This is a genomic window from Stenotrophomonas sp. 8(2023), assembly GCF_030345295.1.
Taxonomy (GTDB): Bacteria; Pseudomonadota; Gammaproteobacteria; order Xanthomonadales; family Xanthomonadaceae; genus Stenotrophomonas; species Stenotrophomonas muris.
Genome location: NZ_CP128404.1, coordinates 1086947 through 1099215, shown reverse-complemented (window position 1 = coordinate 1099215; position 12269 = coordinate 1086947). Strand labels below are relative to the sequence as shown.

General features: G+C 68.0%; 13 protein-coding genes. 9 read left to right on the top strand and 4 right to left on the bottom strand.

Translation table 11 applies throughout. The annotated features are described in order from the left end of the window. Positions 1-80: 80 nt before the first annotated feature. From QP609_RS05105 to QP609_RS05085, 5 genes are all read left to right on the top strand, one after another. On the top strand, positions 81-719 hold the full coding sequence (locus tag QP609_RS05105) for a PepSY-associated TM helix domain-containing protein (protein ID WP_014646258.1): 639 nt from the start codon (positions 81-83) through the stop codon (positions 717-719). Between the two features lie 26 nt (positions 720-745). Further along, positions 746-1264: a DUF2271 domain-containing protein gene (locus tag QP609_RS05100; protein ID WP_005408420.1), complete on the top strand. Its 519-nt coding sequence runs from the start codon at positions 746-748 to the stop codon at positions 1262-1264. A 122-nt stretch (positions 1265-1386) separates the two neighbouring features. Continuing rightward, complete coding sequence (locus tag QP609_RS05095; RefSeq protein WP_053496200.1) at positions 1387-2190, top strand: DUF4198 domain-containing protein; 804 nt, start codon at positions 1387-1389, stop codon at positions 2188-2190. 51 nt (positions 2191-2241) lie between these two features. After that, positions 2242-3213, top strand: a complete 972-nt coding sequence (locus tag QP609_RS05090; protein ID WP_197620906.1) for an FAD:protein FMN transferase — start codon at positions 2242-2244, stop codon at positions 3211-3213. After that, entirely contained in the window at positions 3210-4814 is a 1605-nt protein-coding gene (locus tag QP609_RS05085; protein WP_197620907.1) for a sulfite reductase subunit alpha, read from the top strand. Before QP609_RS05090 ends, QP609_RS05085 begins: the two co-directional genes overlap by 4 nt. 147 nt (positions 4815-4961) lie before the next feature. Here the strand turns inward: QP609_RS05085 and QP609_RS05080 are convergent, their stop codons facing one another. The 4 genes from QP609_RS05080 to QP609_RS05065 all read right to left on the bottom strand — a co-directional run bounded on the left by QP609_RS05080 (position 4962) and on the right by QP609_RS05065 (position 8108). Beyond that, positions 4962-5570, bottom strand: a complete 609-nt coding sequence (locus QP609_RS05080; protein ID WP_046429337.1) for a HutD family protein — start codon at positions 5568-5570, stop codon at positions 4962-4964. A 34-nt stretch (positions 5571-5604) separates the two neighbouring features. Then, positions 5605-6330, bottom strand: coding sequence for a murein L,D-transpeptidase catalytic domain family protein (locus QP609_RS05075; RefSeq protein WP_032957373.1), 726 nt, complete (start codon positions 6328-6330; stop codon positions 5605-5607). A 17-nt stretch (positions 6331-6347) separates the two neighbouring features. Continuing rightward, positions 6348-7430 carry a L,D-transpeptidase gene (locus QP609_RS05070; RefSeq protein ID WP_197620908.1) on the bottom strand — a complete coding sequence of 361 codons (1083 nt, stop codon included), beginning with the start codon at positions 7428-7430 and terminating at the stop codon, positions 6348-6350. A 351-nt stretch (positions 7431-7781) separates the two neighbouring features. After that, the gene (locus QP609_RS05065) at positions 7782-8108 is read right to left on the bottom strand and encodes a helix-hairpin-helix domain-containing protein (RefSeq protein ID WP_014036262.1); all 327 of its coding nucleotides are present in this window, start codon (positions 8106-8108) and stop codon (positions 7782-7784) included. 199 nt (positions 8109-8307) lie between these two features. On the opposite strand from QP609_RS05065, the gene QP609_RS05060 reads away from it, so the two are divergent. From QP609_RS05060 to murU, 4 genes are all read left to right on the top strand, one after another. After that, positions 8308-9801: a M20 family metallopeptidase gene (locus QP609_RS05060; protein WP_197620937.1), complete on the top strand. Its 1494-nt coding sequence runs from the start codon at positions 8308-8310 to the stop codon at positions 9799-9801. Between the two features lie 69 nt (positions 9802-9870). Beyond that, on the top strand, positions 9871-10140 hold the full coding sequence (locus tag QP609_RS05055; RefSeq protein ID WP_005415577.1) for a GlsB/YeaQ/YmgE family stress response membrane protein: 270 nt from the start codon (positions 9871-9873) through the stop codon (positions 10138-10140). Between the two features lie 64 nt (positions 10141-10204). Further along, a complete protein-coding gene (locus QP609_RS05050) occupies positions 10205-11230 on the top strand; it encodes a phosphotransferase (protein WP_111205814.1) in 1026 nt (341 codons plus the stop codon). Next, a complete protein-coding gene (gene murU, locus QP609_RS05045) occupies positions 11227-11937 on the top strand; it encodes an N-acetylmuramate alpha-1-phosphate uridylyltransferase MurU (protein ID WP_197620909.1) in 711 nt (236 codons plus the stop codon). Before QP609_RS05050 ends, murU begins: the two co-directional genes overlap by 4 nt. The last annotated feature ends 332 nt before the right edge of the window (positions 11938-12269 follow it).

Here is a 12269-nt window from a genome sequence, read left to right as displayed (position 1 = left end):
GCGATACAGAACGACACGCAATTGCGAGCTATTCTCATCAATGATGTAATGGGCAGTCCCCGTCCGCCTCGAACCGTGCCGTGAGCCGTCCTGCCTCTTCCACCGTGGCGCAGCAACAGAACCGTGGCTTCTGGCTGCGGACGCTGCACCAGTGGCACTGGATCAGCTCGGCGGTGTGCCTGATCGGCATGCTGCTGTTCGCGGTGACCGGCCTGACCCTCAACCACGCCGCGAAGATCGAAGCCAAACCCCAGGTGCAGAACCAGCATCTGGAACTGCCGGCCGATCTGCTCGGCCAGCTCGGCACGCGCGAAAACGGCAATGCACCGATTCCGCGCCCGGCCCGGCACTGGCTGGACACGCAGCTGGGCATCGCCATCGGCGGGCGCCCGGCAGAGTGGTCGGCCGAGGAGATCTACCTGTCGCTGCCGCGCCCCGGCGGCGACGCCTGGCTGAGCATCGATCGCGGGACCGGCGCGGTGGAGTACGAATCAACCTCGCGCGGCGCGGTGTCCTACCTCAACGACCTGCACAAGGGCCGCAACGCGGGCCCGGCGTGGGGCTGGTTCCTGGACCTGTTCGCCGTGGCCTGCCTGGTGTTCTGCATCACCGGCCTGTTCCTGCTGCACCTGCATGCACGCCAGCGGCGCATGACCTGGCCGCTGGTCGGCCTCGGCCTGATGATTCCGCTGCTGATCGCCCTGCTGCTGATCCACTGACTTTCCTTCGTTTCCGGAGCCGCCCCATGCGCGTCACCCTGACCATCGCCCTCAGCGGCCTGCTGGCCACCTCGCCGGCGTACGCCACCACCCTCGACATCAACGTCGAAGTGCCCAAGCTCAACGTGGCCGAGTACCACCGCCCGTACGTGGCGGTGTGGCTGGAAGGCGCCGACCAGAAGGTCGCGGCCAACCTGTCGGTCTGGTACCAGCAGACCAGCAACAGCGAAGGCCACGGCACCAAATGGCTGCCGGACCTGCGCCAGTGGTGGCGCAAGAGCGGCCGCACCCTGCAGGTGCCGGTGGACGGCGTGACCGGCCCGACCCGCCCGGCCGGCAAGCACGCGCTGTCGTTCAACGACAGGCAGCCGGCACTGAAGCAACTGGCCCCGGGCAACTACACCCTGGTGGTGGAAGCGGTGCGCGAAGTCGGTGGCCGCGAACTGCTGAAGATCCCCTTCACCTGGCCGGCCACCGCCGCGCAGAACGGCAAGGCGCAGGGCGCCACCGAACTGGGCCAGGTCACCCTCGCCGTCAAACCATAACTGCCTGAGCCGGGGTCGGATCCCTTCCGCAGGAAGGGCTCTGACCCCATCGCCCTATCCCTCGGGGTCAGAGCCCTTTCCGCTGGAAAGGGATCCGCCCCCTTCCAACTGGAGTCTTCCGCATGAAGCGCACGCTCGTCCTCGCCGCCGCCCTGGCCGCTGCCCTTCCCTTCTCCGCCCTGGCCCACAAGGCCTGGCTGCTGCCCTCGCAGACCGTGATCGCCGGCAACGCGCCGTGGATCACCGTCGACGGTGCGGTCTCCAACGATCTGTTCTACTTCAACCACGTGCCGCTGCGCCTGGAATCGCTGGTGATCACCGCGCCGGACGGCAGCACCGTGCAGCCGCAGAACGCGTCGACCGGCAAGTACCGCAGCGTGTTCGACATCGAACTGAAGCAGTCGGGCACTTACCGCATCGCGTCGGTCAATGACGGCCTGTTCGCCACGTACGAGCAGAACGGCGAGCGCAAGCGCTGGCGCGGCAGCGCGGCTACCTTCGGTGAATTGCCGAAGGACGCGAAGAAGCTGGAAGTGAGCCAGTCGATCGGCCGCGTGGAGACCTTTGTCACCAACGGTGCGCCGAACGACACCGCGCTGAAGCCGACCAACCGTGGCATCGAGCTGGTCGCCGTCGGCCACCCGAATGACCTGTTCGCCGGCGAGGAAGCCACCTTCCGCGTGCTGGTCGATGGCAAGCCGACCGCCGGTCTGGAGTTCGAGATCGTGCGTGGCGCCACCCGCTACCGCAACGCGCAGGACGAGCTGAAGCTGACCAGCGATGCCAAGGGAGAGATCAAGGTGACCTGGCCGGAAGCCGGCATGTACTGGCTGGAGACCGGCACCGAGGACAACAAGACGTCGGTGAAGCAGGCCGCCAAGCGCCGCCTGAGCTACGTCGCCACGCTGGAAGTGCTGCCGCAGTAATGTGGACCGCGATGCCGGCATTCCCCGGCATCGCCACCGCAACGCATCACCATGACCGATTCCCATCTCGACATCGCCCGCCTCGGTGGCACCACCATGGGCACCACCTGGAGCGTGTCGCTGGTCGCGTCGCGCCAGCGCGACCTGCACCCGCTGCACGCCGGCATCCAGGCGCGGTTGGACGACGTGGTCGCGCAGATGAGCACCTGGGAGCCCGGCTCGGATCTGAGCCGCTACAACCGCGCCGACGCTGGCCAATGGTGCGTGCTGCCGGCGGAGACCCGCCACGTTGTGACCTGCGCACAGGCCATCGCTGCCGCCAGTGACGGCGCCTTCGATCCCACCATCGGTCCGCTGGTTGCACTGTGGGGCTTCGGTGCACATGCCGGTGAACGCCGCCAGCCCGACGCCGCTACCCTGCAGGCCACCCGTGAGCGTTGCGGTTGGCAGCGCCTGCAGTGGCAGGATGATGCGCTGCTGCAACCGGGCCGGCTGGAACTGGATCTCTCTGCGATCGCCAAGGGCTTCGGCGTCGATCACGTCGCCGCCTGGCTGCGTAGGCAAGGGATTGCGGCGGCGCTGATCGAAGTGGGTGGCGAACTGGCCGGCTACGGCAGAAAACCGGACGGCCAACCGTGGCGCGTGCTGGTGGAATCCGCACCGGAAGAGGATGTGCACACCGAAACCCCGCCACGGGTGCTGGCGCTGGACGGCAAGGCGGTGGCCACTTCGGGCGATCGCTGGCACCAGTACCATGCCGATGGCGAGGCCTACAGCCACAGCCTCGACCCGCGTACGGGCAGGCCGGTGCAGCAGGTCGCCGCAGCGGTCACCGTCGTGGCCGACGACGCCATGCACGCCGATGCCTGGGCTACCGCACTGACCGTGCTGGGTCGCGAACAGGGCATGGCGCTGGCCGAGCGCGAAGGACTGGCCGCGCGCTACCTGCAACGCACCGCAGACGGCCCGCAGGAATTTCTCAGCAGCGCCTTCCAGCGCCTGCTCGACGGGCAGGACGCATGAGCACTCGGCCATCGCGTGCGTGGCTCGGCAACACACTTGTACTGATCGTACTGGCGCTGATCGCCTGTGCGCTGCTGCGCCTGCACCTCGGCGAAGCCTGGTGGCAGGGCGCACCGCCGGCACGGGAATCGCAGATCGCCATCATCGCCACCGCGCTGTACGCGCTGGCCTGCGCAGCCCTGTGGTGGCGCACTCGTCCGCGCGATGATGCGGCGTCCGCCGATACCGCGCCGCTCCTGCTGGTCTGGTCCAGCCAGACCGGCTTTGCCCGCGAACTGGCCGAACGCAGTGCCGAGGCCCTGCGTGGTGCCGGCGTGCCGGTGCGTGTGCGCGGATTGCACCAGGTGGATGCAGCGTTGCTGGCCGACAGCCAGCGCGCGCTGTTCATTGCCAGCACCACCGGCGAAGGCGATCCGCCCGACCACGCCCTGCCGTTCCTGCGCGGGGTGATGGCCACGCCGCCTCCGTTGCAGCATCTGCAGTACGGCGTGCTCGCGCTGGGCGACCGCAGCTATGGCCACTTCTGCGGATTCGGCCACCAGCTGGACCAGTGGCTGCGCCAGCATGGCGCGCACCCGCTGTTCGATGCGATCGAGGTCGACAATGCCGATCCGGCGGCGCTGCGACATTGGCAGCAGTTGCTGGGACAACTTGGCGGAGGCGCCACTGAACTGCCTGACTGGAGCCCGGCCGAGTATCAGCCGTGGACGTTGCTGCAACGCCAGCATCTGAATCCGGGCAGCCCCGGCGGCCCGGTGTACCGGGTGCGCCTGCAGCCACCGCCTGGCGTCGATGTGCAGTGGCAGGCCGGCGACATCGCCGAGATCGGCCCGCAGCACCCACGCCACAGCGCGCGCGCCTGGCTCGATGCACAGGGCTTCAATGCAGACACCATGCTGGATGACGGGCAGGCGTTGCTGGCCCGTATCGAGCGCTCACATCTGCCATCGCTGGTTCCCCCGGGTGATCTGCCCGCACTGCTGGCAACCCTGCAACCGCTGCCGCATCGCGAGTACTCGATCGCCTCGGTGATGGCCGACGGCGCGGTGGAGCTGCTGGTGCGCCGCCAACTGCGCGCCGACGGTACACCCGGCATCGGCAGCGGCTGGCTGTGCGACCACGCGCCCATCGGCGAACCGGTGCAACTGCGGCTGCGCCGCAACGACAATTTCCATGGCGTGCCCACCGATGTACCGCTGCTGCTGATCGGCAACGGCACCGGCATCGCCGGCCTGCGCGCGCACCTGCACGAACGTGCCCAGCGCGGCGCTCGCCGCACCTGGCTGCTGTTCGGCGAGCGCACCGCCGCGCACGACTTCCATTTCGGCGAAGAACTGCAGGCGATGCTGGCCAGCGGCACGCTGGCACGGCTGGATGCAGTGTTCAGCCGCGACGGCGGCGCGCATCGCTATGTGCAGGACCGGCTGCAGGCCGAAGCGGCGACGCTGCGGCAGTGGGTCGATGAAGGCGCGACGATCCTGGTCTGCGGCAGCCTGCAGGGCATGGCCCCGGGCGTGGATGCAGTGATCGAGCGGGTGCTGGGTACCGCAGGCAGGGAAGCGCTGCTGCTGGCCGGTCGTTACCGGCGCGATGTGTATTGAACGAACCGTCGGGGTCGGTTCCCTTTCCGCAGGAAAGGGCTCTGACCCCAACCACAGCCGCACCATGACGGCGTGCCCAGGCATGGTGGCAACCGCACAGCAGTAGATCCACGCCATGCGTGGATGGCGCCCACCGGCGCCCAGGAATCATGCCCCCGCCGCGCTCACCCGTATCGCCAACAACTCGCCACCACCGCTGAGCGCATGCCGTTGCCTCTCGCCCCCCGCCAACCACGCGGTGTCCCCCGCCTGCAGCGCCGGCAGGCCACTATCGGCACCGAACTGCGCCTGTCCGGCCAGCAGATGCAGCGCCCACGCAACGCCCGGTTCGCAGAAGAAGAACATCGACCCCACCAGCGGCCGGTGCAGCAGTTCGGCCTGCAGCAGCTCGCGCTTCCACATCAGGTTGAAGTCGTGGGTGGTGCCATCGACCAGTTCACCGTGCAGCGTTTCCTCACCGGCAAAGCGCGCCCGCCCGTGTGGCGGCAGCACCTGGGCCACGCGGCCATCCTCGAAACGCAGGCGCACGCCATTGCCCTGCAGCAGCACCAGTTCGCGCTCCACGCCGGGGAAGGTGGAGAACGCAGCGTCCTGCTCGATCTCGGCCACCGACAGGCGCAGCGCCCAGTCATCACCCTGTGCGGGCAGGCGCAGGATCTCGCGGGTCCAGCCAAGTCCATTCCGCCAGCGTTCGCGACGATAGTCCAGGCTGGAAATGACCTGGCTCGGAGTGTGCAACAGGGAGTCGACGTTCATCGGCGCATTGCATCACGCCACGCGCCATCATGCATCACCGCGTAGCGAGCGTGCCCTGGCCACCGCATCCGCCGGCCAGCAGCTGCGAGTGCTTCAGCCAATCCTGGTCAGGGTAGTAAGCAAACACCATCGTGCCGCCACGCAACGCATCGATCAGCGGCTTGGCCACCGAAAGGCGCACCGCCGGGCAACCCAGGCTGCGACCCAAGCGCCCCTGCAGCTGAGCGGTGGCCGGGTTCACGTACGGCGCACCATGGATGACGATCGCGCGTTCGCGCGCACGGTCGTTGAAGCCCGGCTCCAGCCCGGCCAGGCGCAGCGAATATCCATTACCGCCCATGTAGGTCTCCTGCGCGGTGAACGCGCCGAGGCTGGACATGAAACTCCCATCGCGGTTGGAAAAGTGCTGGGTGCGGTTCTCGCCGCTGTTGCGGCCATGCGCCACCCATTCCTCGAACAGCAGGCGCTGGTGGGCCAGGTCGAACACCCACAGGCGCGGCTCGGTGGACGGCCGCGAATAATCGATCACGCTGAGACGATCACCGTTGATGCCCAGCTCCGGCCGCTGCAACGCACAGCGCATGGCGTGCGCCGCCAGCTGCAACACGTGGCGGTCGGCCTTGGGCGCACTGCGCGACAGCAAGGCAGCCAGATCATCAGCGCTGGTGGCAAGGGCGGGCGTCTGTGCCAGCGCCGGGGCGCTGGCCGAGGTCGCCAGCAGGCCGAACGCGGCCAGCCGGCACAGGCGGGATGCAGTCATGGGCACAACGAGGGGACTCAGTTGCCCTTGAGGGTGGACCCTGGCGGCTCGGATTCCAAGACCGGCTGCATTCCGGATTCAGCCGGGCTTGGGCGGACCGCCGGCAACGAGGTCACCAGCAGGGTCGTGCCCGGCAGCAGCACCTGGTACAGCTGGCGGGCAAAATCGGCCGGCAGCGCCATTGGCAACGAGGGCGTGGCCAGCAGGTCCGGGGTGGCCTGGGCACGATCCTGGCCCAGCAGCGGATAGGCCGTCCACTGGTGCAGGCGCTGGTTCACGTCCAGCGGGCTGGGCGTATCGCTGTAGCCCTGCCCCATCACGAACAGCGTGGTGCCCTGGAATGCGGGCAGGGCGTCGGCCTTCAGCGGCGACTCGCCGATCATCACGCCATCGCGCAGCACGTACAGGCGCTGGTCATGCAGGCTGACCAGGATGCCGACCTGCCCGGCCGGGGCTGCGCTGTCGTCCCACCAGGCCTGCGCCGGGGCCCCGCCCTCGGTTTCCGGCAAAGCCTGGCCGCGCGCGTTGACCGGGGCCAGCACCGAAGGATAGGCCAGGGTCATCGGCGAACTCTTGGCGTCGGCCACCACCACCGTATCGCCGCGCTGGGTTTCGCTGAACAGCTTCTGCGCGAACGCCTGCGGCAGGCGCACGCAGCCATGCGAGGCCGGATGCCCGGGCAGGCTGCCGCCATGCAGGGCGATGCCATCCCAGGTCAGCCGCTGCATGTAGGGCATCGGCGCGCTGTTGTAGAGGTTGGACCTGTGGTCCTTGTCCTTCTGCAGGATGGTGAACACGCCGGTCGGCGTCTCGTGCCCGGCCTTGCCCGAGCTGATCGTGGTCAGGCCGATGGCGATGCCGTTGCGGTACACGTAGGCGCGCTGCTCATCGAGGCTGACCACCAGCACGATCGGGCCGGTCGGTGAGATTTCCGGATGCCACAGGTACTCGCCCGGCTTCAGGTCGGTCGGTCCGCGCACTTCAGCGGTGCTGGCTTCGGCCGCAGGCTTGGCTGTCGGCGTCGGCGCAGCGGCATGGGCCAGCAGTGGCAGGGTCAGTGCCAGGGCGAGCATCAGGGTCGTGGGGCGGTGCACAAGCATCCAGCGGGGTCCTTTCCATGCGGAGCGGCCACCGTACACCATCGGCCCGTGGTGGCCGCGGCAAAACCAGGCGCCGGAAATGAAATTGCCCGGCGACACAGCCATGTGTCGTACCGGGCAATCGTTACGTCCTTGTCGGCCTGCTGCCGCCCCCTCGCATCCTGCGCTGTGGGGGTAGCGTTGCATCCTGCACGCGGCCGCGTCTGTCCTGTTTGTATCTCAGCCCCTTCCACAGGTCTGTGATGCCACCATCCTGGTGATTGGTGCCGCGTCCTGCGGCGGTCGGTGGTCACGGCCTTCCTGTCCGTGACCGGTGAACCAGCCTCCTGCCGGTTCCGACGATTCCTGCTGTCAGCGCCTGGGTACGGTCCGCACCGGTACCGATCCGGGTACCGGATCCGCCGGCAACAACCTGTTGCCTACGGTGATCCGCTGTCGATTCCGTTCGACGATCGCTTTCCCTATCCCCTTCACCTGCGTCAGGTCCTCGACACGATGAAACGGGCCGTGTCTGCGCCGGTGCTCGACGATCGCCTCGGCCTTGGCGGCTCCGACCATCGTCAATCCCTGCTGCAGCGCCTGGGCATCGGCGCGGTTGATGTCGATCGGTTCGGCGGCATGCGCCCCAGCGATCCCCACTACCAGCACCAGCGCCCTCAACACGACAAACCAAGGCACGACGTGTATCTCCCTGTGATTCTGGCCGCCCCGACCGGCAATCCCGTCGGCAGGAACAGTGTCCGTCACCACATGTGCACAGCCTATCGGTTTCCCGGATTTCCGTAAGCCAGCCAAATACCCGACGTGATGTAGGAAAAACCCTACCCGCGGCACAGGCGTAGAATGGCCGGATCAGCCCATGCAACCGGAGTTTCAGATGGACAGCGCCAAGCTCGGCCAATTCGTCAATGACAAGTGGGACAGCGAAATCGTCCCGCAGTTGGTCGACTACATCCGCATTCCCAACAAGTCGCCGATGTTCGACGCCAATTGGGTGCAGAACGGCTACATGGAACAGGCGGTCGCCCTGATGGAGAACTGGGCCAAGGCCCAGCAGCTGCCCGGCCTGAAGGTTGAGGTGGTGCGCCTGGAAGGCCGTACCCCGCTGATCTTCCTGGAAATTCCGGCTACCGGCGCCGAAACCGGCGACGACACCATCCTGCTCTATGGCCACCTGGACAAGCAGCCGGAAATGACCGGCTGGGACGACGACCTCGGCCCGTGGACCCCGGTCCTGCGCGGCGACAAGCTGTATGGCCGCGGCGGTGCGGACGACGGCTACGCGATCTTCGGCTCGCTGGCTGCGGTACTGGCACTGCAGGCCCAGGGCCTGCCGCACGCCCGCTGCGTGGTGCTGATCGAAGCGTGTGAAGAGTCCGGCAGCTATGACCTGCCGGCCTACGTCGACCACCTGGCCGACCGCATCGGCAAGCCGTCGCTGGTGGTCTGCCTGGATTCGGGCTGCGCCAACTACGACCAGCTGTGGTGCACCACCTCGCTGCGCGGCCTGACCGGCGGCAATTTCACCGTGAAGGTGCTCAACGAAGGCGTGCATTCCGGCGATGCCTCCGGCGTGATCCCGTCCAGCTTCCGCCTGCTGCGCCAGATCCTTTCGCGCATCGAGGACCAGGACACCGGCCGCATCCTGATCGACGGCATGAACGTGGAGATCCCGGCCGAGCGCCTGGAACAGGCCAAGCGTGCCGCCGAAGTGGTGGATACCGAGATCTTCGAGAAGTTCCCGATGGTCGACGGCCTGCGCCCCATGAACGAGGACCTGACCGAGCTGGTGCTCAACCGCACCTGGCGCCCGGCGCTGTCGGTCACCGGCGTCGGTGGCATGCCGCCGCTGGAATCGGCCGGCAACGTGCTGCGTCCGCAGACCTCGGTGAAGCTGTCGCTGCGCCTGCCGCCGACCGCCGATGGCAAGACCTGCGGCGAGCTGCTGAAGGAAGCACTGCTGCGCGACCCGCCGAACGGCGCGCAGGTCACCCTGGACCTGGAAAAGGCCTCCACCGGCTGGAATGCCCCGGCGATGGCGCCGTGGCTGACCCAGGCCATCGACGACGCCAGCCAGGCCTTCTTCGGCAAGCCGGCGATGTACATGGGCGAAGGCGGCTCGATCCCGTTCATGGGCATGCTGGGCGAGAAGTTCCCGGGCGCGCAGTTCATGATCACCGGCGTGCTCGGCCCGCACTCCAATGCGCATGGCCCGAACGAGTTCCTGCACATCCCGATGGGCAAGAAGGTCACCGCCTGCGTGTCCAAGGTGATCAGCGAGCACTACGCCGCCAGCCTGCGCGGCGAGACCAGCGGCTCGCCGGTGGCTGCCGACAGCGGCACCCGCCACGGCGACCACGGCTGCTGCTGATCCGGCACTCGTGACGGACGCAGCCTGGCCTTGCTAGGCTGCGTCCACACTCAAGCGGAATCCGCGCGCATGAATGGTCTGTTCGGCAGCAGCAGCTGGCTGTACATCCTGCTGGTCGGCTTCTTCGTCGGCCTGCTCGGGCGTTTCTTCATGCCCGGCAACAACCGCATGGGCTGCCTGCTGACCATCGTGCTGGGCATCCTTGGTGCCCTGCTGGCCGGTTGGTTCGGCCAGTACATGGGCTGGTACGCCCCCGGCGAACCGGCCGGTTTCCTCGGCGCGGTGGTGGGCGCGGTGGCCGTGCTGGCCGTCCTGCGCCTGTTCAGCGGTCGCCGCTGACGCCGCTCCCCCTTCCCTTCCTGTTGCCGACGTTGGCGCGCCCGGCGCGCCCGGATATGCCCGCATGACCGAACCCGCCTCCGATCCCCAGCGCAGCGCGCAGCGCCTGCAGTGGGCCCGTACCCAGCTCGATGATGCCAACGCGGTGGTCGAACGCGCTTCGGTTGACGCCGGCATGCGCAGCTACTGGCGCGCCACCAGCACGCGCGGCAGCCACATCGTGATGGACGCCCCGCCGGGGCTGGAAGATCCGCGGCCGTGGCTGCGCATGCGCGGCCTGCTGCACGACAACGGTCTGCGCGTGCCCATGCTGCTCGCGCAGGACCTGGATGCCGGCTTCCTGCTGCTGGAAGATCTCGGCGGCCCGACCCTGGCCAGGATCCTCGACGAGCGCAACGCTGACGAATGGTTCGGTCGTTCGATCGAGCAGCTGCTGCGCCTGCAGGCGATCCCGGTGCCGGCCGACTTCGGCCAGTTCGGCGAAGCACTGCTGCAGCGCGATGCCGGCCTGTTCGACGAATGGTTCCTGCAGCGCCACCTGAACCTTGAACTGGACTGCGGCGAGATCGAAGGCCTGCAGCTGGTGCATCGCCGCCTGATGGACAACGCGCTGGGCCAGGCCCAGCTGATGACCCACCGCGACTACATGCCGCGCAACCTGATGCCGGTCGACGACGGCCCCGCGGTCCTGGATTTCCAGGACCTGGTGCGCGGCCCGATCGCCTACGATGCGGTGAGCCTGTTCAAGGACGCCTTCCTGAGCTGGCCACTGCAACGCGTGGACGAATGGCTGGCGCAGTATCACGAGCGCGCCCGCGACACCGGCCTGCCGGTGCCCGACCGCGCCACCTTCCTGCGCGATGCCGACTGGATGGGCATCCAGCGCCACGTGAAGATCCTGGGCCTGTTCTGCCGGCTGCGTTACCGCGACAACAAGGGCCATTACCTCGACGACGCACCGCGCTTCATCACCTATCTGGATGAAGTGCTGCCGCGCTACCGCGAGCTGGCACCGCTGCAGCAGCTGCTGGACGACCGCATCAAGCCGGCGCTGGCCGAGCTGGGCGCGCCGATGCGCGTGGCCCGATGAAGGCGCTGGTCTTTGCCGCCGGCCTCGGCGAGCGCATGCGCCCGCTGACCCTGCACACGCCCAAGCCGCTGCTGGAAGTGGTTGGCAAGCCGTTGATCGTCTGGCACCTGGAACGCCTGGCCGCACTCGGCGTGCGCGAGGTGGTGGTCAACACCGCATGGCTGGCCGAACAGTTCCCGGCGACGCTGGGCGATGGCAGCCGATGGGGCCTGCGCCTGCATTTCCTGTACGAAGGGCAGACCCCGCTGGAAACCGGCGGCGGCATCCTCAACGCCCTGCCGGTGCTGGGCGATGCCCCGTTCCTGGTAGTGAACGGCGACATCTGGACCGATTTCGATTTCGCCACGCTGCCGCGCGAGCCGCAGGGCCAGGCGCACCTGGTGCTGGTCGACAATCCGGTTCAGCACCCGAATGGTGACTACCGCCTGGATGCACAGGGGTTCCTGCACCACGACCGCGAAGGACCATGCCTGACCTATGCCGGCATCGGCGTGTACCGTCCTTCGATCGTGGCCGACTGGCGCGCGGTGATCGGCGATGCGCCGGGCAGCGAGCGGCTGCCACCGAAGTTCTCGGTGGTGCCGCTGCAGAAGCACTTCATGGCGCAGGGGTTGATGACCGGGCAGCACCATCGCGGGCGCTGGACCGACGTCGGCACCGTGGATCGCCTGCGCGCGCTGGACGCGGAGTTGGCGGCGAACGGCTGAGCCCCTCGTGGCTGGTCGCGTAGAGCGGATCGCGTGCTTGGCCGGGCGGGTGGGCCATGCAGGGGACGCTGCAAGTACCCCTCCGGGGCCCGGCCCAGCCGCTGGCGGCTGTACGTTCAGGCGCTTGCGAAGCAGTGCTTCGCAAGCAAAGCGCCCTCACCCCTGTAAGCTCGATGGCGCCATCCATGGCGCCAACGCCCCTGCATGGCCCACCCCGCCCGGCCCCTGACAGTTTCCGTGCGCGTCCAGCCACGGAAGAAAGAAAGAAAATCAAAAGCGGATCGCTTCGCTGCGCTTGCTCGGGTGTCGACCAAGGTCGACCCCCACCAACA

Excerpts from the sequence above, each read along its gene's own strand:
- QP609_RS05055 (WP_005415577.1), top strand. The coding sequence starts at position 9,871 with ATGAATGGTCTGTTCGGCAGCAGCAGCTGGCTGTACATCCTGCTGGTC.
- QP609_RS05060 (WP_197620937.1), top strand. The coding sequence starts at position 8,308 with ATGGACAGCGCCAAGCTCGGCCAATTCGTCAATGACAAGTGGGACAGC.
- murU (WP_197620909.1), top strand. The coding sequence starts at position 11,227 with ATGAAGGCGCTGGTCTTTGCCGCCGGCCTCGGCGAGCGCATGCGCCCG.
- QP609_RS05095 (WP_053496200.1), top strand. The coding sequence starts at position 1,387 with ATGAAGCGCACGCTCGTCCTCGCCGCCGCCCTGGCCGCTGCCCTTCCC.
- QP609_RS05100 (WP_005408420.1), top strand. The coding sequence starts at position 746 with ATGCGCGTCACCCTGACCATCGCCCTCAGCGGCCTGCTGGCCACCTCG.
- QP609_RS05070 (WP_197620908.1), bottom strand. The coding sequence starts at position 7,430 with ATGCTTGTGCACCGCCCCACGACCCTGATGCTCGCCCTGGCACTGACC.
- QP609_RS05080 (WP_046429337.1), bottom strand. The coding sequence starts at position 5,570 with ATGAACGTCGACTCCCTGTTGCACACTCCGAGCCAGGTCATTTCCAGC.
- QP609_RS05050 (WP_111205814.1), top strand. The coding sequence starts at position 10,205 with ATGACCGAACCCGCCTCCGATCCCCAGCGCAGCGCGCAGCGCCTGCAG.
- QP609_RS05075 (WP_032957373.1), bottom strand. The coding sequence starts at position 6,330 with ATGACTGCATCCCGCCTGTGCCGGCTGGCCGCGTTCGGCCTGCTGGCG.
- QP609_RS05090 (WP_197620906.1), top strand. The coding sequence starts at position 2,242 with ATGACCGATTCCCATCTCGACATCGCCCGCCTCGGTGGCACCACCATG.
- QP609_RS05085 (WP_197620907.1), top strand. The coding sequence starts at position 3,210 with ATGAGCACTCGGCCATCGCGTGCGTGGCTCGGCAACACACTTGTACTG.